19 protein-coding genes are annotated in these 19,888 nt (G+C 70.7%); 14 read left to right on the forward strand and 5 right to left on the reverse strand.

Annotated elements, in window-relative coordinates:
* The first annotated feature begins 30 nt into the window (after positions 1–30).
* The gene (locus M1L60_RS02550; RefSeq protein WP_253235611.1) at positions 31–1,299 is read left to right on the forward strand and encodes an acetyl-CoA C-acetyltransferase; all 1,269 of its coding nucleotides are present in this window, start codon (positions 31–33) and stop codon (positions 1,297–1,299) included.
* Between the two features lie 41 nt (positions 1,300–1,340).
* On the opposite strand, the gene M1L60_RS02555 is transcribed toward M1L60_RS02550, so the two are convergent.
* Positions 1,341–3,605 (reverse strand): putative bifunctional diguanylate cyclase/phosphodiesterase, encoded by a 2,265-nt coding sequence (locus M1L60_RS02555; RefSeq protein ID WP_253235612.1) that lies wholly within the window; start codon positions 3,603–3,605, stop codon positions 1,341–1,343.
* A gap of 176 nt (positions 3,606–3,781) precedes the next feature.
* Here M1L60_RS02555 and M1L60_RS02560 point away from each other — a divergent pair, with 176 nt between their 5' ends.
* The 9 genes from M1L60_RS02560 (at position 3,782) to M1L60_RS02600 (ending at position 10,839) form a co-directional block, all read left to right on the forward strand.
* Positions 3,782–5,371: an MFS transporter gene (locus M1L60_RS02560; protein WP_253235613.1), complete on the forward strand. Its 1,590-nt coding sequence runs from the start codon at positions 3,782–3,784 to the stop codon at positions 5,369–5,371.
* Between the two features lie 22 nt (positions 5,372–5,393).
* Entirely contained in the window at positions 5,394–5,999 is a 606-nt protein-coding gene (locus tag M1L60_RS02565; protein WP_253235614.1) for a TetR/AcrR family transcriptional regulator, read from the forward strand.
* 197 nt (positions 6,000–6,196) lie between these two features.
* The gene (locus M1L60_RS02570) at positions 6,197–7,633 is read left to right on the forward strand and encodes an NB-ARC domain-containing protein (protein ID WP_253235615.1); all 1,437 of its coding nucleotides are present in this window, start codon (positions 6,197–6,199) and stop codon (positions 7,631–7,633) included.
* A 35-nt stretch (positions 7,634–7,668) separates the two neighbouring features.
* Positions 7,669–8,073, forward strand: a complete 405-nt coding sequence (locus tag M1L60_RS02575; protein WP_253235616.1) for a hypothetical protein — start codon at positions 7,669–7,671, stop codon at positions 8,071–8,073.
* Positions 8,055–8,396 (forward strand): winged helix-turn-helix domain-containing protein, encoded by a 342-nt coding sequence (locus tag M1L60_RS02580; protein WP_253235617.1) that lies wholly within the window; start codon positions 8,055–8,057, stop codon positions 8,394–8,396. The genes M1L60_RS02575 and M1L60_RS02580 overlap by 19 nt, the downstream gene beginning before the upstream one ends.
* Positions 8,389–9,096 carry a class I SAM-dependent methyltransferase gene (locus M1L60_RS02585; RefSeq protein ID WP_253235618.1) on the forward strand — a complete coding sequence of 236 codons (708 nt, stop codon included), beginning with the start codon at positions 8,389–8,391 and terminating at the stop codon, positions 9,094–9,096. Before M1L60_RS02580 ends, M1L60_RS02585 begins: the two co-directional genes overlap by 8 nt.
* A 115-nt stretch (positions 9,097–9,211) precedes the next feature.
* Positions 9,212–9,496: a hypothetical protein gene (locus M1L60_RS02590; protein WP_253235619.1), complete on the forward strand. Its 285-nt coding sequence runs from the start codon at positions 9,212–9,214 to the stop codon at positions 9,494–9,496.
* A 204-nt stretch (positions 9,497–9,700) separates the two neighbouring features.
* Positions 9,701–10,315 carry an alpha/beta fold hydrolase gene (locus M1L60_RS02595; RefSeq protein WP_253235620.1) on the forward strand — a complete coding sequence of 205 codons (615 nt, stop codon included), beginning with the start codon at positions 9,701–9,703 and terminating at the stop codon, positions 10,313–10,315.
* 56 nt (positions 10,316–10,371) lie between these two features.
* Entirely contained in the window at positions 10,372–10,839 is a 468-nt protein-coding gene (locus M1L60_RS02600) for a hypothetical protein (RefSeq protein ID WP_253235621.1), read from the forward strand.
* On the opposite strand, the gene M1L60_RS02605 is transcribed toward M1L60_RS02600, so the two are convergent.
* Positions 10,829–12,004 (reverse strand): ROK family transcriptional regulator, encoded by a 1,176-nt coding sequence (locus M1L60_RS02605; RefSeq protein WP_253235622.1) that lies wholly within the window; start codon positions 12,002–12,004, stop codon positions 10,829–10,831. The two genes, M1L60_RS02600 and M1L60_RS02605, sit on opposite strands and share 11 nt — an antisense overlap.
* On the opposite strand from M1L60_RS02605, the gene M1L60_RS02610 reads away from it, so the two are divergent.
* On the forward strand, positions 11,993–12,244 hold the full coding sequence (locus M1L60_RS02610) for a three-helix bundle dimerization domain-containing protein (RefSeq protein WP_253235623.1): 252 nt from the start codon (positions 11,993–11,995) through the stop codon (positions 12,242–12,244). The genes M1L60_RS02605 and M1L60_RS02610 overlap by 12 nt on opposite strands.
* A gap of 1 nt (position 12,245) precedes the next feature.
* Here the strand turns inward: M1L60_RS02610 and M1L60_RS02615 are convergent, their stop codons facing one another.
* The gene (locus M1L60_RS02615) at positions 12,246–14,648 is read right to left on the reverse strand and encodes a glycogen/starch/alpha-glucan phosphorylase (RefSeq protein WP_253235624.1); all 2,403 of its coding nucleotides are present in this window, start codon (positions 14,646–14,648) and stop codon (positions 12,246–12,248) included.
* 477 nt (positions 14,649–15,125) lie between these two features.
* Positions 15,126–15,443, reverse strand: a complete 318-nt coding sequence (locus M1L60_RS02620; protein WP_253235625.1) for an SRPBCC domain-containing protein — start codon at positions 15,441–15,443, stop codon at positions 15,126–15,128.
* Positions 15,444–15,574: 131 nt separating this feature from the next.
* Here M1L60_RS02620 and M1L60_RS02625 point away from each other — a divergent pair, with 131 nt between their 5' ends.
* Genes M1L60_RS02625 through M1L60_RS02635 form a run of 3 tightly spaced genes read left to right on the forward strand, consistent with a single transcriptional unit; the run spans position 15,575 to position 19,117 of the window.
* Positions 15,575–17,794: a glycoside hydrolase family 9 protein gene (locus M1L60_RS02625; RefSeq protein WP_253235626.1), complete on the forward strand. Its 2,220-nt coding sequence runs from the start codon at positions 15,575–15,577 to the stop codon at positions 17,792–17,794.
* 41 nt (positions 17,795–17,835) lie between these two features.
* Entirely contained in the window at positions 17,836–18,396 is a 561-nt protein-coding gene (locus M1L60_RS02630) for a DUF2087 domain-containing protein (protein WP_253235627.1), read from the forward strand.
* A gap of 4 nt (positions 18,397–18,400) precedes the next feature.
* Positions 18,401–19,117 (forward strand): hypothetical protein, encoded by a 717-nt coding sequence (locus M1L60_RS02635; RefSeq protein WP_253235628.1) that lies wholly within the window; start codon positions 18,401–18,403, stop codon positions 19,115–19,117.
* Here the strand turns inward: M1L60_RS02635 and M1L60_RS02640 are convergent.
* Positions 19,108–19,857 carry an SDR family NAD(P)-dependent oxidoreductase gene (locus M1L60_RS02640; protein ID WP_253235629.1) on the reverse strand — a complete coding sequence of 250 codons (750 nt, stop codon included), beginning with the start codon at positions 19,855–19,857 and terminating at the stop codon, positions 19,108–19,110. The two genes, M1L60_RS02635 and M1L60_RS02640, sit on opposite strands and share 10 nt — an antisense overlap.
* Positions 19,858–19,888 lie beyond the last annotated feature (31 nt).

Raw genomic sequence — 19,888 nt, forward strand, 5'->3', positions numbered from 1 at the left:
CGGTAGTGTTTTCGTGGCTGGGAGGCTCACATGCGCCGCGTCGCCGTTCTCGGTGGGAACAGGATCCCGTTCGCCCGGTCCAACGGCCGGTACGCCCAGGCCTCGAACCAGGACATGCTGACCGCCGCCCTCGACGGCCTGGTCGCGCGGTACGGGCTGGCCGGGCAGCGGCTGGGCGAGGTGGCGGCCGGGGCCGTGCTCAAACATTCGCGCGACTTCAACCTGACCCGCGAGACGGTGCTCGGCTCGAGGCTCGACCCCCGCACCCCCGCGTACGACGTCCAGCAGGCCTGCGGCACCGGCCTCGAGACGGCGATTTTGGTCGGCAACAAGATCGCCCTGGGCCAGATCGAGGCCGGCATCGCGGGCGGCGTCGACACCACCTCGGACGCCCCGCTGCAGCTCAACGACGACATGCGCCGCGCGCTGCTGGCCCTCAACCGCGCCCGTACGCTGCCCGAACGTCTCAAAGCAGCGGCCAAGCTCAACCCGCTGCTCGCCTTCAAGCCCGACGTGCCTCGCAACGCCGAGCCGCGCACCGGCCTGTCGATGGGCGAGCACGCCGCGATAACCGCCCTGCGCTGGAACATCGGCCGTGACGCCCAGGACGAGCTGGCCCTGGCCTCGCACCAGCGCCTGGCCGCGGCCTACGAGCGCGGCTTCTTCGACGACCTGGTCACCCCGTACCTGGGCCTGACCCGCGACCAGAACCTGCGCGCCGACACGAGCCTGGAGAAGCTGGCCAAACTACGCCCGGTCTTCGGCACGACGGACGCCACCATGACCGCAGGAAACTCCTCCCCACTCACCGACGGAGCGTCGACAGTGCTGCTGTCGTCGGAGGAGTGGGCCGCCGAGAAGGGCCTACCGGCGCAGGCCTTCCTGGTCGACAGCGCGACTGCCGCGGTCGACTACGTCCACGGCGACGAGGGCCTGCTGATGGCCCCCGCCTACGCCGTCCCGCGCTTGCTGGCCCGCAACAACCTCACCCTGCAGGACTTCGACTACTACGAGATCCACGAGGCCTTCGCCTCCCAGGTGCTGTCGACGCTGGCCGCCTGGGAGTCCCCGGAGTTCTGCAAGGACAAGCTGGGCCTCGACGCCCCCCTCGGCCCGATCGACCGAGCCAAGCTCAACGTCAACGGCTCCTCCCTGGCCGCAGGCCACCCCTTCGCCGCCACCGGCGGCCGCATCATCGCCACCCTGGCCAAGTTGCTCGCCGACCGAGGCTCCGGCCGAGGCCTGATCTCGATCTGCGCCGCCGGCGGCCAGGGCGTGGTAGCGATTCTGGAACGCTGACCGCCGCGCCGGGGTTGTCCGCCGGACGTGGCGTCGTGCGGTCAGGAGACCAGTCGCAGGGGCTCCTGGCGGTTGGCGGCCGGCTGCAGGAAGGCGGCGAAGGCGGCCGGTGGCATCGGCTTGCCGAACAGGTAGCCCTGGCAGGACGGGCAGTCCAGTTCGCGCAGGGCGTGCCAGTCGGCCGGGTCCTCCACGCCTTCCGCGACCACGGACATGCCCAGGCTGCGGGCCAGCCAGAGCACGGCCTGGATGATCGAGGCCTTGCGCGGGTCGGCGGACAGGCCGGCCACGAAGCTGCGGTCGAGCTTGACCACGTCCGCGGGGACCGACTGCAGCCAGGTCAGGCTGCTGTAGCCGGTGCCGAAGTCGTCCAGGGCGATGCGTACGCCCAGGCCTTTCAGGGTCTCGAGGCGTTCGCGGACGTCGACCGACGAGCTGAGCAGGGCCGTCTCGGTGATCTCGAGGACCAGGCGGGACGGGTCCAGGGCGGGGTGCGCGGCCAGCAGGTTGGCCAGCATCGGCACGAAGTCGGGCTCGGCCAGCTGGCGCGGGCTGACGTTGACCGACACGTAGTCGAGGTGGTCGGTCCACTCGAGCAGGCGGATGACGGCCCGGCGCAGCACGTGCTCGCCCAGCGGGACGATCAGGCCGGTCTCCTCGGCCGCGGGAACGAAGTGGCCGGGGCCGAGGATGTCGCCCTGCGGCGTGCACATGCGGACCAGGGCCTCGGCCCCGACGACCAGGCCGGTGTCGGCGGCCACGATCGGCTGCCACCAGATCGGCAGGGTCTCGGTCAGGTCGCCGGCCAGGGCCTCGCGCAGGCGGTTCTCGGCCGCGATGCGCTCGCGCACCTCGACCCGCATGTCGTCGCTGAAGATCTGCATGCGGTTGCCGCCGGCCCGCTTGGCCGCGTACATCGCGGTGTCGGCGGCCAGCACGGTGTCGTCGGCCCGGTCGGCGCCGTGGCCGGCGGCCAGGCCGAGGCTCAGCGAGACCTGCAGGTGGCCGTCGCCGATCTCCAGCGGCTCGGTGAACGCGCTCAGGACGGCGTGACCGACGCGGGCGCCGGCCTGCGGCGATCCGGCCAGGGCGACCACGAACTCGTCGCCGCCGAGCCGGGCCACCAGGGCGCCGGCCGGTACCGTGGCCGCCAGCCGGGCCGACAGGCCGCGCAGCAGCTCGTCGCCGGCCGCGTGGCCGGCGCCGTCGTTGATCGACTTGAAGCGGTCGACGTCGAGGTAGATCACGTTGACCGGCTCGATCCCGCCCAGCAGCTGGGCCAGGTCGTTCTCGAAGGCCGAGCGCGAGAGCAGGCCGGTGAGCGCGTCGTGACGTACCTGCTGCTGCAGTTCCTCCTGGTGACGGCGGCTCTCGGTGACGTCGAGGCAGTGCACGAAGACGACCCGGACCTGTCCGTCGCGGTCACGCAGGGCGGTGCCGTGCACCTCGACCCACAGCATCTCGCCGGTGTCCTTGCGGCGGTACTGCCTGAGGTTGATCGAGGAGCCCTCCTGGCTGACCAACTGGTCGAACACGCGCGGGGCGGCCGGGTCGGCCAGCTCGATCGGCAGGTCGGTGACCATGGTGCCGGCGGGCAGGTCGTCCGGCAGGTGCAGCCACGTCTTGTAGGCCTTGTTCAGGCGCTGCACGCGCCCGTCGGGCGAGAAGATCGCCATGGGTACGGGCGTCTCCTCGAAGGCCACGGTGAGCTGGGCCTCGCGGTCGTCCAGGTTCTCCTGGGCCCGCTCCTCCTCGGCCTCGGTCAGGCGCCACTGGACGATCTGGAAGGCGGCCGCGCACAGCACGGCCACGCCGTGGATGACGGCCCAGAACAGCGGGTGCGTCTGTGCCGAGTGGTGCCCGTAGGTGAGCTCGGCGTCGAAGATCCCGAAGATCCAGTGGTGGGCGGTGGTGGCCACCAGGAACACCCCGAACGGCGCCCAGTCCCGGTAGAGGGCGAGCGCGCCGATGGTGATGAAGAAGGTGAAGTGGGCCTCGGTCTGGCCGTGCGTCATCGCCACGAAGGCGGCGCAGAGCATGGTGAAGCCGAGCGCGACGAAGATCGAGGGCAGCCGGCGTCCGGGCAGCGTGGCGGCGGCCACGACGCAGGGCAGGATCAGCAGCAGGAGCCAGGTGGTCAGCTTCCCGCCGCCGAGTTCGTCCGTGAGCGCACCGAAGATGACCAGAGCGACCAGGATGGCCGCGAGCAGACGGGTCATGAGGCGGTGCCGCCCGGCCCAGTCCTCGTCCCGCAGCCCGCCACCCGTGGGCAGCCAGCGGTGCAGCGCGTTGCTTCCAGTCACCATGCGCTCAACTTCGGCGGGCCGGGTTGCCGCGTGGAGGGCGTGCCGGTAGCGAACCGGTTGCGCCGGCGAGTGACCGTCGGCACATTCCGATACGGACCCGTTCCGTTTCTCGGCGCGAAGGGTCTATGGTCCCTAACTGATACGGAACGGTTCCGTTTCGAAAATGGGGGATCTTCATGGACGCATCAGTGGCCGCCCCGGCCGGGCACCCCCGGCGGTGGGCAATCCTGAGCGTGCTGGTCATCAGCTTGCTGGTGGTCGTGCTCGACAACACCATTCTCAACGTCGCCCTGCGGACGATCGCCGACCCGGTGCACGGGCTCGGCGCCACCCAGAGCGAGCTGGAATGGTCCATCAACTCGTACACCCTGGTCTTCGCGGGCCTGCTGTTCACCGCGGGCATCCTGGCCGACCGCCTCGGTCGCCGGATCACCCTCGTCGTGGGTCTGGCCATCTTTGCGCTGGCCTCACTGATCTCCAGCTACGCCTCGTCGCCGGGGCAGCTGATCGGCGCTCGCGCGCTGATGGGCCTGGGGGCGGCGGCGGTCATGCCGGCCACCTTGTCGATCATCGCCAACGTCTTCTCGCCGCAGGAGCGCCCGCGCGCCATCGGCATCTGGGCCGGCGCCGTCGGCCTGGCCGTGGCCATCGGCCCGATCCTGGGCGGCCTGCTGCTCGAGCACTTCTGGTGGGGCTCGGTCTTCCTGATCAACGTGCCGGTCGCCGTGGCCGGCGTGATCCTGGTGCTCGCGCTCGTGCCGGAGTCGCGCGATCCGAAGCCCGGTCGCATCGACTACCTCGGTGTCGTGCTCTCGATCATCGGTCTCAGCCTGCTCACGTACGGTGTGATCGAAGGCGGCGAGGCCGGGTTCGGCGACCCGCTGTCGTGGGGCACGCTGGCCGGCGCCGTGGTCGTGCTCGCCGCGTTCGTCTTCTGGCAGCTGCGCATCCCGTTCCCGTCCCTGGACGTCCGGCTGTTCCGCAACCGTCAGTTCTCGGCCTCGACCGGCATGATCGGCCTGGTGTTCTTCGCGGCCATGGGCGCCATGTTCTTCGGCGCGTTCTACCTGCAGCTGGTCCGCGACTACGGCCCGCTCGCCTCGGGTGCGCTGTTCGTCCCGTTCGCGGTCGGTCAGCTGGTCTTCGCCCCGCGCAGCGCGGCCATGGTCAAGCGGTTCGGGCCCAAGGCGGTCAGCACGGTCGGCCTGCTGCTGGTCGCGGCCGGTCTCGGCGTGTGGCTGTTCATCGGCCAGGACACCCCGATCTGGGTCGTCGGGCTCGCGTTCTTCGTGATGGGCACCGGCATGGCCAACGTGATGCCGCCCGCCACCGAGTCGATCATGGCAGCGCTGCCGCGGGAGAAGGCGGGCGTCGGGTCGGCCGTCAGCAACACGATCCGCCAGCTCGGCGGCGCGCTCGGCGTGGCCGTGCTCGGGGCCGTGCTCTCGTCGGTCTACCGCAGCAACCTCGGCACCGCCACCGACGGCCTGCCGCCCGCGGCGGCCGACGCGGCCCGGGAGTCGATCTCCGGGGCGTACGGGGTGGCCGAGCAGGCCGGCGCCGCCGCGCCCGCGCTGATCTCGCAGGCCAACGCGGCCTTCCTCGACGCCATGCACTACGCGGCCATCGGCTCGATGGTGTTCGCGCTGCTCGGCGCCCTGGTCGCGCTGCTCTGGCTGCCCGGCAAGCGCCCGGCCTCGGCCCCCGAGCCCACGAACTCCGAGGGGCTGGCCGAGGAGCAGGGCGTCGAGCTGGTCGAAGCGTGACTCGTCGGTAACAATGAATCCCATGACCACCGCACCAGTGGCCGGCCAGGACCGCAAGGCGCCTGGCCGGCCCCGCAACGCCCACGCCGACTCGGCCATCCTGGACGCGGTGCTCGACCTGCTGAGCGAGGGCCAGACCGTCGCCGCCATCTCGATCGAGGCGGTCGCGGCCAAGGCCGGGGTGGGCAAGGCGACGATCTACCGTCGCTGGGCCAACAAAGAGGCGCTGATCATCGACGCCGTGGCCGCGCTCAAGGGCCCGGTGCCCGAGCCGGCCGGTGAGTCGGTGCGCGACGACCTGGTCACGCTGATCAAGGCCAACCGCAGCGGCCGCCACCACAGCTACACCAAGGTCACGGCGTGCCTGATGCCCGAGCTGCTGCGCGACGAGCAGATCATGATCGGCTACCAGGCCGTGATCGAGCCCCGGCGCGAAGTCATGCGGGGGGTGCTGCGGCGCGGCATCGAGTCCGGCGAGCTGCGGGCCGACCTCGACGTCGAGCTCACGCTGCTCATGCTGGTCGGCCCCAACATGCTCAACAACCTGTTCCCCAACCAGCCCCGGGTGCCCCGCGAGGGGTTCGCCGAGTCCCTGGTCGACGCGGTGCTGCGCGGGGCGGCCGCTTAGGAAGCGAACCGGGCGTGGGCCCTCTGGCACCACGCCCGGCACGCGCCTTCGGGTCCGCGTCGCTCCCACCCCCGTTGCGGGAACGACCCCCCGTTTCGGATCCTGTCGGCATCAACCACTCTGCCGTTGTTGTGGCATCCGCATACGGAATCCGAACGAATCCGGATGTGATCGCTGGCGGTCGCCGACTACCGTCGATGCTTCTGATCCGGACGACCCCCGCGGAGCACGCCGTGTCGCAGTTCGCCGTGCTGCCCGACCCCGGGCAGGCGCAGACCCTCGACGAGGTCGCCGCCTGCCTGCGCCTGCTCAAGACCTGGGCCGGCAATCCGTCGTACGAGACCATCACGGCCCGGGTCAACACGCGTCGCCCGCCGGGGGAGCAGGTCGGCAAGACCACCGTCGTCGACTGCTTCCGGGCCGGGCGCCGCCGGATCGACCCCGACCTTGTGGTGGCCGTGGTCGAGGCGTTGCACGCCGACGCCGGCTACACCAACCAGTGGCGCCAGGCCCTGCGTGTGGCCACGGGCGAGACCCGGGGCGCGGGGGACCAGGTGCGCGTGCTCGGCAGCCTGCCCGGCCTGCCGGTGGGCTTCGTCGGTCGTACGCCGCTGATCGAACCGGCCCCCCTCACCGTGCTCTCCGGCATGGCCGGGGCCGGCAAGACCACGCTGGCCCTGCACGTGGCGCATCGGCTCGCGGCGACCCAGCGGTTCGACCGGGTGCTCGCGGTCAACCTGCGCGGCAGCCACGCCGACCAGCCGCCGGCCGGGCCCGAGGCGGTCCTCGACGGCTTCCTGCGCCTGCTCGGGGTGGCCGGGCAGCACCTGCCGCACGGACTGGCCGCCCAGTCCACGGCCTACCGCAACCGGCTCTCGGGCACCCGGACGCTGGTGCTGCTCGACGACGCGGCCGACGATTCCCAGGTACGACCGTTGACCGCCCCCGGCGCGGGCAGCGTCACCCTGGTCACGAGCCGGCGCGACCTGGGCGGCCTGACCGAGGCCGACCACCACACGGTCGACGTGCTGAGCCCGGCCGAGGCGCGCGAGTTCCTGCTGGCCGCGGTGCCGCCCGGGGCTGATCCGGCGGCGGCCGACCGGATCGCCGAGACCTGTGGATACCTGCCGCTGGCGCTGGCCCGCGTGGTCGCCCACATGCGCGAGCGGCCGGGCTGGACGCCGGCCGACCACGCGGACTGGCTGGCCGAGCGCCGCCGCTCCGGGCGCCTCGATCCCCTCGTACGGCAGGCTCTGGACGTTTCGTACCGCAACCTGCCGGGCCGGGGTCGTGAGTTGTTGCGCCTGCTGGCCCATCATCCCGGCGCCAGCTTCGACGCGCCGGCGGCCGCGGCCCTGGCCGGCGCGGCGGCCGACGAGGCGCTGCGCGACCTGGCCGCCCATCATCTGCTGGTGCCGGCCGGGGGCGCCCGGTGGGCGATGCACGACCTGGTGCGGGTGTACGCGGCGGGTCGCTCGGCCGACGAGGATCGGCGCAGCGACCGGCGGGCCGCTCTGACCCGCCTGTTCGACCACCTGCTGACCACCGGTGCTGACGAGGCCGACTTGGCCGCGGCGGCCGACTACGCCGCGGCCGAGGGCTGGCCGTTCCCGAGTCGTCAATCTGCTAAGTAGTTTCCAAAACGGAAAGTAAGTCGTACGGTGGCCCCATGACGGATCTGAGCCCGGGGCTCGCGGCGGCGGCGCTCGCGGACATCGACCAGGCGTCGGCGGCCGTACGGCGGCACTCGCGGTGGGCCGTGCGCGCTCTCACCGCGTACGCAATCGGGACCTTGATCTTCTTCCCGGCCGGTGGGCTGCTGGAGGGCCCGGTGGTGAGCGTGGCCTGGGGCTTGTTTCTGGTGAGCGTGCTGGCCCATGTGTGGCCGCGCCGGGTTGTGGGGCGGGGGGTGCGGCGGCTGTACGTCGTGGCGGCTGTGGTGTGGACGGTGCTGTGGGTCGGGCTGGCCGTGCTGGGGCACGCGGCGTTCGCCGGGAAGGCCGGCTATTGGCTGGTGGCGGGCGTGGTGGTCGCGGGGCCGATGGCTGTCGCGGCGTGGCGGGCGCGGTCGTGAGCACGCATCCGCGGCATCAGCTGGACGCCGTCATCCATTCGCCGATCCGGCTGTCGATCGTGGCTTGTCTGGCGGCGGCCGACAAGGCCGAGTTCGCTTTCGTACGGGACACCGTGGAAGTCAGCGACTCGGTGCTCTCGCGGCAGGTCACGCTGCTGACCGAGGCCGGCTACGTGCAGGCGCGCAAGGGTTATGTGGGCAAGCGCCCGCGCACCTGGCTCTCGCTGACGGCGGCGGGGCGAGAGGCTTATACGAAGCATCTGGCCGCGCTGACCGCAATCGCCGCCACGCCCGCGCGGGTAGAAGGAAAGGCCGATGTCTGACAGGCCGCCCGGCACGTACGGGATCGATGCCCCGCGCCTTCTGATCGTGCCGGCCGTGCTGATGGTGGCGGGCTTTGTGCAGACCGTGCTCACCGGGCGGCCGTGGCCGATCCTCGGCGTGGTGCTGATCGCGGTGTGCTGCGGGCTCGGCCTCTACGCCTCGCGCCGCGGCAAGTTCGTGGTGTGGGCCCGCCTGCTCGACGACCTTCGTCTACGGGGCGACGAACGAATTCTCGACCTCGGCTGCGGCCGGGGCGCGCTGCTGATCACCGCCGCGCTGCGCGTCCCGCACGGCCGTGCGACCGGGGTCGACCTGTGGCGGGCCGACCAGTCCGGCAACGGCCCTGCGGCCACATGGCGCAACGCGGCCGCGGCCGGAGTGGCCGACCGCGTCGAGGTGCAGACCGCGAACATCACGGCCCTGCCGTTCCCGGACGATTCGTTCGACCTGGTGATCTCCAACCTGGTGATTCACAACCTGAAGTCCTTTGACGACCGCGCGCGAGCCCTCGACGAGGCTGTTCGCGTTCTGCGCCCGGGTGGCCGCCTGCTGCTGGCGGACCTTAACCACACCGACGCCTACCAGCGGCATCTCGCCGCCCGTGGCCTGACCGAGGTCTCCCGCCGCGACCTGGGCTGGCGCCAGTGGTGGTCCGGTCCCTGGCTGCCCACCCACCTCGTCTCTGGCATCCGTCTTTGAGGCTGCACGGGTCGGACTGTCGGTTGCGGTGGACGGTTTCGGGGGATGGGATTGACCAAAGCCGACCGTCAGGCTTGATATCGACTTTGGCCAATCCCATCCCCCGAAACCTTGCATGGTCGTTCTGGGGGATCCGGGCTTGGGCCGGGACTCGCTGGCTGATCTCGACTGGGACCAGATCCTTGTTCTCGGCGCCGCGCTTCGGCTGGCGACGCTGGTTATGGCGGCCGCCATGCGTGAGCCCGGAGGTAGCGCGACCGGCGTCGGCCTGTGGCGGGCCGACCAGTCCGGCAGCGGCAGCGAGGCCACCTTGTGCGACGCCGCCGCGGCCGGAGTGGTCGAGCGTGGACGGCGAACATCACCGCTCGGCCGTTCCGCGACGACAGCTTCGACGTGGTGATCTGTGACCTGAAGGAGTTCCAGGAACGCATCCGCGCCCTCGGCGAGGCCGGGCGGGGGTTACGCCCTTTCGATCTGAGCGCGGCCGCGCGGGAAGTGCCGTGGGGTGGCCTGACGGATCGGCCCGGGGGTTCTGGGGACGGCGAGGTCGGCGTTCTCGGCGGGCGAAGGCGTTGTCGGTGAAGCAGTCGCCGGAGGCTCCACAGTGGTGCTCCTGCATGGGGTCGGCGAGGACAGCCGGATGTGGGACGGTCAGCGTGAAGTCGAGAGCGAGCGGTTCCGGCTTCTCGTGCCCGACCTTCCCGGGTACGGGCGATCGCCGGGGCCGTTCAGCCTCGATGCGGCGGTTGAGTCCTTGCACGCATCGCACCGGGGTGGGCCCGTTCACCTGTACGGGCTGTCGGCGGGCGCGATGGTTGCGCTTCGGTGGGCGGCCCGCCATCCGGAGGATGTCGCCAGCCTGATCATCTCCGGGGTTCAGGTGTATCCGTCCCGGGTGCTGCTGGGGTTGCAGAGCGCGGTGCTGCGGCTGGTTCCGGCGCGTTCCTTCGACGGCGTGGCCAAGAGAACTGTGCTGGAGGCGATGACGGCACTGCGGCGGGCCGACCTGCGCGCGGATCTCACTGATGTTCGCGCCCGGACGTTGGTGCTGTGCGGGTCCAAGGACAGATTCAACCTGTCCGCTTCTCGTGCCGCTGCCGAGGGGATTCCGGGGGCAGTGCTGCGAATGGTTCCCGATGCGGGGCATGTGTGGAACAAGGAGTACCCCGACCTGTTCCACCGGACGGTCCTCGAATGGACGCTGTCCTTCCGTCTGTGAGGCTGCTGAGCGCCGTCTTTGCCGGGGCTCGCGATCAGTGCCGTAACGCCGGGCGGTTGAACACGTGTCAGTCGCTGCACTGGCCGAGCGCGGTCGACGGCTGCTGGGATCCGGGTTTCGGGCCGAAGACCAAGCTGCTTGTCGTCGACGCACTCACCCGGATGGCGGTGGCGAGCCCGCACAACGAGAACGCGCTGCGATCCGTGGCTGTCCGGCTCTACGGGATCTGGTGCCGGGACGCCGACCCGAGGGTCAAGGGATGTGTCGGTACGTTGATCAAGGCTCTTCTTCCGAGCCTGCGCAAGCTGGGTTACACCGGCTTCCTGCAGGGCAACCAGAAAGTCATGCTGCAGGATCTGGAGGCCGCCGGGGCCGGCGCGTCGGCCAATCCGGATGGATTCCTGGATCAGCTGGTCGTGTCGCGGTCGGCGGACCTGCAGGCGTGGACAGCGGCGTGTGGCACGGCCGAAGACCAAGCGGGCGCGTTGGCGACGGCCGCGCATGCGGGGACCCTCACGGCGTGAAACGGCCGTCGAGGGGGTCGGCCAGCAGCGCGGCGAAGCCCAGGTCGGCTGCGCCGAGAAGCGTGGCGTCGTCGGCCAGGGCGGAGAGGCGCAGGGTGGCGCGTTCGCGCGAGACGGGCATGGCGTGGCGGGCGATGCGGGCCGCTACCTGCGGGGCGGCGGCCTCGTAGACGTCGCGGAGCATGCCGCCGAAGATGACCAGGCCAGGGTTGAAGAGGTTGATCAGGTTGGCCACGCCGATGCCGAGCCAGTCGCCGATCTCGGCTACGGCTCGGGTGGCTGCGGGGTCGCCGGTCCGGGCGTCTCGGGTCACGGCCCGGACGGCTTCGGCGCCGGAGCGGGCGGGGGTGCGGCCGGCCGCCGCGAGCAGGGCGTATTCGCCGGTCTCGGCCTCGAGGCAGCCCTGGGAGCCGCACAGGCAGGGGCGGCCGTCGACCGGGTTGACCAGCATGTGGCCGACCTCGGCGCCGTAGCCGGCGTCGCCGCCCAGCAGTTTGCCGCCGACCAGGATGCCGCCGCCCACGCCGACGTCGCCGTGCAGGTAGATGAGGTCGGGGACGCCTACGCCGGCTCCCCGTTCGTACTCGGCCATGGCGCCCAGGTGGGCCTCGTTGCCCACGGCGACCGGGTGGCCCAGATCGAGGGCCTTGGCCAGTTCGGTGCCGAAGGCCTGGTCGACCCAGCCCATCTCGGGGCCGTAGCGGACCGTGCCGTCGCCGGGGCGGACCATGCCGCAGTAGGAGGCGCCCACGCCGGCGCAGACCGTCGCAGCGGGCGCGGCGTCGATCAGGGAGCGGCCCAGCGACACCAGTTTGCGCACGACCTGGTCGAGGTCGACGCCGATGCGGCTGCGGGGGGCCGAGCGCCGGTCGAGGATCGTGCCGCCCAGGCTGACCCGGGCCGCGGTGAGCCGGTCGACCGCGACGTCGAAAGCCAGCACGTACACGCGCTCGGACGGGCGCACGACCAGCGACGGGCGGCCGGCGCCGGTCGTACCGGAAGGGGGTTGCTCGCTGACCAGGCCGGCTGCCACCAGTTCGGCCGTGAGCGCGAGGATCGTGCTGCGGTTGACGCCCATGCGTTCGGCCAAGGCGGCGCGCGAGAGCGGCCCGCTCACATGCACGTGGTGCAGCAGGGTGCTCAGGCTCGAACTGTGTCGGTGCATCTCACCGGTCATCAAACGCGCCGGAACCCCGGTTGCCAAGGGCCCACGCAGGTCGACGCCCTGACCCTCCGCTTCCCGGACGTGGACCGGGCCGAGCTCGAGCGTCTCGTCCACGACACGTACGACCGGCTCAAGGACGAGGCCGCCGTCGGGAGTCACCTGGTCGCGATGACCGAGGGCCAGGTGACCGACGAGCTGCGCCGGCGCGGCGAGACGGTGCACGTGCGCAGCGATGACTGAGCTACGCGGGCCGCACGGGGGTGGCCCGCCAGACGCGGTCGAGGTAGTCGGCGACCGTACGGTCGGAGGAGAAGAAGCCGCTGTTGGCCGCGTTCAGGATCGACATGCGCGTCCACCGCTCCTGATCCGTCCAGGCCGCCGATACCTCGTCCTGTGCGTCGACGTACGCCCGGTAGTCGGCCAGCGTCAGGTACTCGTCCCGGTCGAGCAACGAATGCGCGACCTCCTGACCGACCCCGCCGAACGTGCCGGACAGGATGGCGTCCAGGGCGTGCTTGAGTTCGGCGTCCCCGTCGTAGTAGCTGCGCGGCTGGTAGTCCGAGCGGCGCAGCGCGGCGGCCTCGGTGGCGTCCAGCCCGAACAGGAAGAAGTTCTCGGCGCCGACCCGGTCGCGGATCTCGACGTTGGCGCCGTCGAGCGTGCCGATCGTGAGCGCGCCGTTCAGGGCGAGCTTCATGTTGCCCGTACCGGAAGCCTCTTTGCCGGCCATCGAGATCTGCTCGCTCAGGTCGGCGGCCGGGATGATCTTCTCGGCCAGCGTCACGTTGTAGTTGGGCGGGAAGACCACGCGCAGCAGCCCGGACGCCTTGGGGTCGGCCGCGATGGTCGCCGCCACGGCGTTGATCAGCCGGATGATCGACTTGGCCGCGGTGTAGGCCGGCGCCGCCTTGCCCCCGAACAGGACCGTGCGCGGCACGCCGAAACGACCCGGTTCGTTTCGCAGCCGTTGATACAGCGTGATGATGTGCAACAGCTTCAACTGCTGACGCTTGTACTCGTGGAACCGCTTGACCATCACGTCGAGCAGCGCGCCCGGGTCGCCCAGGCCCAGTGCGGCCTTGGCCCGGCGCTTCTCCGATCGCCACTGCGAGCGGAACGAGCTGTCCTCGGCCAGCGGGGCCAGACCTTCCAGTTGCGACAGGTCGCGCAGCCAGGCGTCCGAACCCAGCCCCGAGGTGATCAGCGAGGACAGGCCCGGGTTGGCCAATCGCACGAACCGCCGTGGGGAGACGCCGTTGGTCACGTTGCGGAACCGGTCTGGCCACAGCGTCGCGAAGTCGTCGAACGTGGTCGACGTGAGCAGCTGCGAGTGCAGTTCGGCCACGCCGTTGACCGCGAACGTGCCGGTGACGGCCAGGTTGGCCATGCGGACGCGGCGCTCCGGCTCCTCCTGGATCAGCGACATCCGGCGTACGCGATCGATGTCGCCGGGGAAGCGGGACCGGACCTCGCCGAGCAGTCCGTCGTTGATCCGGTAGATGATCTCGAGGTGCCGGGGGAGCAGGCGGCCCAGCACGGCCACCGGCCAGGTCTCGAGCGCCTCCGGCAGCAGCGTGTGGCACGTGTACGCGAACGTTTGCCGGACGATCGACCACGCCTGGTCCCAGTCCAGCTTCTCCTCGTCGACCAGCAGCCGCATCAGCTCCGGGATGGCCAGCGTCGGATGCGTGTCGTTGAGCTGGATGACCGTCTTGGCCGGGAAGTCGGCCCAGTCGTGATTGCGGAATCGGAACCGCCGGATGATGTCGCGCAGGGAACACGACACCAGGAAGTACTGCTGCTTCAGCCGTAGCTCGCGGCCCGACTCGGTGCTGTCGTCCGGGTAGAGCACCTTGCTGATGTTCTCGGCCTTGACGGCCTGCTCGACCGCCTCGGCGTACTGCCCGGCCGAGAAGCGGCGCAAGTCGAACGAGTCCTCGCAGGCCCGGGCCCGCCACAGCCGCACGATGTTGACGGTCTCGGTGCCGTAGCCCGGCACCAGCAGGTGGCTGGGCTCCCCGTCGATCTGCTCGCCCGGCACCCACCCGTCCGGCCCGACATGCCCGTAGAAGCCGACCCGGTGCCGGTCGTCCGGGGCCGGGAACTCCCACGGGTCACCCTGGAAGGCCCAGTCGTCGGGCTCCTCGACCTGCTCGCCGTTCACGAACGACTGCTTGAAGATGCCCAGGTCGTACCGGATGCCATAACCCACGGCGGGAATGTCCAGGGTGGCCAGCGAGTCGAGCAGGCACGCGGCCAGCCGGCCCAGGCCGCCGTTGCCCAGGCCCGGCTCGACGTCGAGCGCGGCCACCTCGGCCGGGTCGAAGCCGAGCGCCTTGAGCGCGGCCGGGGCGAAATCGGTCGTGCCGCTGTAGAGCAGGTTCTGCTCCAGCTGCGGCCCCAGCAGGTATTCGGCGGACAGGTAGTAGACCCAGCGCGGGTTGCTCTCGTAGTGCGCCGCCGCCGTCCGGGCCCGCCGGGCCGCCAACCGGTCGCGCACGGTGAGGGCGAGCGTCTCGTACGCGTCCTGCGCGCTGGCCGACTCCACCGTCGTGCCGCGCCGGTAGTACAGGTTGCTCAGCAGGTCCTGCTCGAACTCTGCCGGCGTGCTCCCGAGCGGCCGCAGCCCGTTACGAAGGTCCATGTTTCGCACCCTGCCCCACCGAGGTGTCCGGCAACAGTCGTAGGCACTACTTCCCGACGAAGCTCACAGCGCCGCCCGCTCCAGAACGCGAATTGAGCGGCGTCCGGCAGGTGATAGGGCGGCGGGTTTGGCTTTTGCTGCTCGTCGTCCGGTGTCCGCTTGTGCACGAGAGGCAGGTTCACAGTTCCCCAGGTCAAGAGCAGGATGTCGTGGCGGGGTGGTGGGTACAGATCGCTGCTCGCGCCGAGGGCCCGGCCGTGCCGGGCAGGGCGCCGGCGCGCCCAGGACGCCCGGCGCGACCGGGCGACGTGAGTGAGTGGTTGCGCCCAAGAGCAACCCCGGAGCGCTTCGCCGGCGACTGCCCTCAGAGTGAAGGTGGCAGCGAGGTGCAAACGAGTGGTTGCGCGGCGCCAGGCTGACGGCGCCCGTGACTGGGGTGGGGGGTCAGGGGCGGTCGGCGTACTCGGCGTCGGGGAACTAGTCGTACATGAGGTCGCCTTCGATGTTGTGTTCGAGCAGCATCTTCAGGGAGGCGAGGACGAGGGTGAAGCCGGACATGGTCCCGATGGCCTCGGCGGCCGCGTCGTCGCCGGTGAAGTCGGCGATCCGGACTCCGACCAGGGTGGTGTCGCCGCGGTCGTCGAAGGTGATCGTCAGGGTTCGGGTGTCGTCCCAGCGCAGGTCCAGGCGGCGGTTCGGGTCGGCGGCGACTACTTCGACGTCGGTTTCGGCACCGGCGATCTTGAACTTCCAGTGCACCCGGGCGCCGGTCTCGAGGCGGCCGAGTACGAGCACTCGGCGCCGGCGTCAGGCGGTGGCCGGGAGGACCCGCGTGCCGCTGGCGCCTGGATGCGGCGAGGACCGGTTACCGCGACGGCGTTACGCAGTCGTTGACAGGGTGTGACGGAATCGATCAGGATGACTACATGTCGCGTATCTGGGAGCGCTCCCGAACGGTGGCCGTGGTCGGGTCGGCTGTATTGCTGGCGGCCGGGGCCGCCGCGCCGGCCGCCCACGCCGCCGAGGTCGAGCAGGTGGTCAACGGTGGGTTCGACAGTGGAACGGCCCCGTTCTGGGCCAACGCCGGGATGACCCTGGCCGTCGAGGACGGGCGCGCCTGCGTCGACGTACCGGGCGGCACGGTCAACAAGTGGGATGCGATCCTCGGGCAGAACGACATCGATCTCGTAGCGGGGGAGAACTACCGGTTCTCGTTCGATGCCAGTGGCGCGCCTGCCGGGAAGAGCGTGCGAGCGGTGGTCGGCCTCGCTGTGGACCCCTACGACACGTACTTTGAGCAGTCGCCGGTTTTGGGGGACACCCAGCACTACGAGTGGACGTTCACCGCGAGCGCCACCACCGCCCAGGCCCAGGTCGCGTTCCAGCTCGGCGGCAGCCCGGACCCCTGGCGGTTCTGCGTCGACAACGTGTCGCTGGTCGGGGGCGTGCCGCCCGAGGTGTACGAGCCCGACACCGGGCCCCGCGTGCGGGTCAACCAGGTCGCGTACCTGCCGAAGGGGCCCAAGGCCGCGACCCTGGTGACTACCGTGACCACCGCGCTGCCGTGGCAACTGGCCGACAAGGCGGGCAAGATCGTGGCGCGCGGCCAGAGCAAGCCGCGAGGCGTCGACGCGTCGTCGGGGCAGAACGTGCACACGATCGACTTCGGGCGGTACGTGAAGAAGGGCAGCGGCTACACGCTGACGGCCGACGGCGAGACCAGCCGCCCCTTCGCTATCGGCGCCGAGGCGTACGAGAAACTGCGGTCCGACTCCCTGAAGTTCTATTACACGCAGCGCAGCGGCATCGCGATCGACGACGCCCTGCGGCCCGGCTACGGACGCCCGGCCGGGCACGTCGACGTCGCCCCCAACCAGGGTGACGGGAACGTGCCCTGCCAGGCCGGCGTGTGCGACTACCGGCTCGACGTGCGCGGCGGCTGGTACGACGCGGGCGACCACGGCAAGTACGTCGTCAACGGCGGCATCTCGGTGTGGGAGCTGCTCAACGCGTACGAGAGAAGCCCCGGCCTCAAGAAGGTCGGCCTCAACATCCCGGAGAGCCGGACCCGTACGCCCGATCTGCTCGACGAGGTGCGCTGGGAGCTCGACTTCCTGCTGCGCATGCAGGTGCCGGCCGGTCAGCCGTTCGCGGGCATGGCCCATCACAAGATCCACGACCAGGCGTGGACCGGGCTGCCGCTGCTGCCCCACCTCGACCCGCAGCCGCGCGAGCTGCACCCGGTGTCGACCGCGGCCACGCTCAACCTCGCCGCGACCGCCGCCCAGGCCGCTCGCATCTACGCGCCGTACGACAAAGCCTTTGCTCTGAAAGCTCTGACGGCGGCCAAGACCGCATACACGGCTGCGAAGGCCAACCCGGACCGGCTCGCCCCCGAGTCGGACGGCATCGGCGGCGGCGCCTACAACGACACCAAGGTGAGCGACGACTTCTACTGGGCCGCGGCCGAGTTGTTCCTGACCACGGGGGAGAAGAAGTACCAGGCGGATGTGCTCTCGTCGCCCGAGCACACCGCCGACGTGTTCGGCGCCGGCGCCTTCGACTGGGGGAACACCGCGGCCGCGGGTCGCCTGGACCTGGCGCTGGTGCCGAACCGGCTGCCCGGACTGGCCGCGGTGAAGGCGTCGGTGATCGCCGGGGCTGAGAAGTACCTGGCCATCCAGCGCAACCACCCGTACGGCGTGCCCTACGCGCCCACCAACAACAACTGGGACTGGGGCTCGAACAGCATCATCCTCAACAACATGGTCGTGCTGGCCGCCGCGCACGAGCTGACCGGCCGCGACAAGTACCGCGACGGCGTGCTGACCGGGCTCGACTACATCTTCGGCCGCAACGCGCTCAACATCTCGTACGTCACCGGGTACGGCACGGTCAGCTCGCAGAACCAGCACAGCCGCTGGTACGCCAGGCAGCTCGACCCGGCGCTGCCCAACCCGCCGAAGGGCACGCTGGCCGGCGGGGCCAATTCGTCGATCCAGGACCCGTACGCCCAGAGCAAGCTCACCGGGTGCGTCGGCCAGTTCTGCTACATCGACGACATCCAGTCCTGGTCCACGAACGAGCTGACCATCAACTGGAACGCGCCGCTGGCCCGGATCGCGGCGTACGTGGCCGAGCTGTAAAGGGGTCGCTTGTCGGCGCGGGCGAGTCTAGGTTGGGCGGCATGTCCGCCGAAGCCGCCCGCGCCGCCGAGATCCTGAGCCAGCTCGCCACGCCGCTGCGGTTGCGGGCGTTCGCCGAACTCGTGCACCGGGGCGCCGAGGGCGCGTCGATCGCCGAGCTGGCGTACACGATCGACGTGCCGGTGCAGACGGCCGGCGAGACGTTGGCCCGGCTGGTCGGTGCGGGGTTGGCCACAGGGACGGGCAATGGCATCTATCGAGCGTCGCCGGGGATCCTGCGGGAGACTTCGCTGGCGCTCGACCGCGAGCAACCGGTCGCGGCCTATCTCGGCGACTATCCCCAGCTGCGGGGCAACTTCACGCACGGTCGGCTGACGACTATGCCGCCTACGCTGAGCGAGCGTTACGCGTTGCTGGGGGAGCTGCTGGCCCGCTTCCTGGCCCTCGAAGGACTGCACGACGAGGGTTCGATCAACCGGCGGCTGTCCGAGGTGGCCGACGACGTGGCCGCGGTACGCCGCATGCTCGTCGAGACCGGCTGGCTCGAACGCGACCAGGCCGGCTCGACGTACGGGGCCGGCCGCCCCCTCCCGACGGTGTGATTCGTTGAGTTTCGACCTTGCTGTTCTGGCGATCGACGGGTGGACCGACGTCTCCGAGGTCGTTGCGATGGTCGGCCGGTGCCAGTCCTCGGTCCATGTCGAAGGTGAGCTCGACCAACGGATCGCCGGCTTCTACGAGCGGTTGCGGGCCCGGTTCCCGGACGGCAATCCGTGGATGTCGATACCGTTGGACGTGGGCATCGACCACGTGTTCATGAGCCTGAGCTTCGGCGAACGCAGTGATCCCGCGCTGGCGCTCATCACGGAGTTGGCCGCCGAGTACGGCCTGACCCTCTGGGACCCGCAGGACGGAACGGCCCACAAGCCGGTGACTGCACCTTCCCGCGCGCAGGTCACGGCGTGGTGGCGCGACCTGCTCGACGACCGGTGCAGCCATGAGGAGATCTTCGACCGTGTCCGTCCGTGGGTCGAGGACCAGCCCGATGCCGTCGGCGATCCCATCACCCTGATGGGACTCCAGCAGCTGCACGGCTTCGCCCTGACCGCCACGGAGTCCCGAACGGCGTTCGAGCAGTGGCTCACCCACGGAACACGATTCGATGCCGACCCGGCCGGCTGGCAACGTGACCGTTACCGCCAGGCTGTCCAGGGGATCCTGCGCGACCAGGGCCGGCAACAGGCCCACACCTTCGCGAGGCGCCTGGTGGCAACAGGCCGGCTTTCCGATTCGGATGTCACGCGGATCCTGGCTCAGATCTGATTCTCGCCGCCGTCGACGTAGAGGTTGGCGCCGAGCATGAAGCTGCTGTCGGGTGAGGCCAGGAAGGCCACCGCGGCCGCGATCTCGTCGGTGTGGGCCATGCGGCCGATCGCGATGCGGGCGGCCTCGCCGGCCTTGAACGGCGCCGCGTTCTGTTCGCCGACGAGTTCAGTGATGCCGGACGTGTCGGTCGGGCCGGGGGAGATGGCATTGACCCGGATGTCGCGGCCCTTGAGCTCGTTGGCCCACGACCGGGTGAAGGTGCGCAGGGCCGCCTTGGACGCGGCGTAGGCCCCGAAACCCGGCGTACCCCGGTCGGCGGCGGTGGACGCGTTGATGATCACCGAGGCGCCCTGATTCAGCACCGGCAGCGCCTTCTGGATCGTGAGCATGGTGCCCTTGACGTTGACCCCGAACACCTGGTCGATGTCGTCCACGGTGATCGTCTCGATGGTCGCGAACGAGGCCGTGGCCGCGTTGGCGAACAGCACGTCCAGCCCCTGCCCGCGGTCTTCGACCGTCGCATAGAGCCGCTCCAGGTCGCCGGGGCTCGTGACATCGCCAGGTACCGCGGTCACCCCGTCGCCGATCGCCGCGACCGCCTCGTTCAGCTCGGCCTCGCGCCGGCCGGTGATGAACACGTGCGCGCCCTCGGCCACCAGCCGGGCCGCGGTGGCCCGCCCGATCCCGCGCGTGCCGCCCCCGGTGACGACTGCCGTCTTGCCTTCCAACCTGCGCATGGTTCCCTCCTCAGCCTTCCGCACCGATCGG

Source organism: Paractinoplanes aksuensis (assembly GCF_024137025.1).
GTDB classification, from domain to species: Bacteria; Actinomycetota; Actinomycetes; order Mycobacteriales; family Micromonosporaceae; genus Actinoplanes; species Actinoplanes aksuensis.

Bases quoted from the DNA above. Each gene is read 5' to 3' on its own strand.
- M1L60_RS02550 (WP_253235611.1), top strand. From the start codon at position 31: ATGCGCCGCGTCGCCGTTCTCGGTGGGAACAGGATCCCGTTCGCCCGG.
- M1L60_RS02555 (WP_253235612.1), bottom strand. From the start codon at position 3,605: ATGGTGACTGGAAGCAACGCGCTGCACCGCTGGCTGCCCACGGGTGGC.
- M1L60_RS02560 (WP_253235613.1), top strand. From the start codon at position 3,782: ATGGACGCATCAGTGGCCGCCCCGGCCGGGCACCCCCGGCGGTGGGCA.
- M1L60_RS02565 (WP_253235614.1), top strand. From the start codon at position 5,394: ATGACCACCGCACCAGTGGCCGGCCAGGACCGCAAGGCGCCTGGCCGG.
- M1L60_RS02570 (WP_253235615.1), top strand. From the start codon at position 6,197: ATGCTTCTGATCCGGACGACCCCCGCGGAGCACGCCGTGTCGCAGTTC.
- M1L60_RS02575 (WP_253235616.1), top strand. From the start codon at position 7,669: ATGACGGATCTGAGCCCGGGGCTCGCGGCGGCGGCGCTCGCGGACATC.
- M1L60_RS02585 (WP_253235618.1), top strand. From the start codon at position 8,389: ATGTCTGACAGGCCGCCCGGCACGTACGGGATCGATGCCCCGCGCCTT.
- M1L60_RS02590 (WP_253235619.1), top strand. From the start codon at position 9,212: ATGGTCGTTCTGGGGGATCCGGGCTTGGGCCGGGACTCGCTGGCTGAT.
- M1L60_RS02605 (WP_253235622.1), bottom strand. From the start codon at position 12,004: ATGCACCGACACAGTTCGAGCCTGAGCACCCTGCTGCACCACGTGCAT.
- M1L60_RS02615 (WP_253235624.1), bottom strand. From the start codon at position 14,648: ATGGACCTTCGTAACGGGCTGCGGCCGCTCGGGAGCACGCCGGCAGAG.
- M1L60_RS02625 (WP_253235626.1), top strand. From the start codon at position 15,575: ATGTCGCGTATCTGGGAGCGCTCCCGAACGGTGGCCGTGGTCGGGTCG.
- M1L60_RS02630 (WP_253235627.1), top strand. From the start codon at position 17,836: ATGTCCGCCGAAGCCGCCCGCGCCGCCGAGATCCTGAGCCAGCTCGCC.
- M1L60_RS02640 (WP_253235629.1), bottom strand. From the start codon at position 19,857: ATGCGCAGGTTGGAAGGCAAGACGGCAGTCGTCACCGGGGGCGGCACG.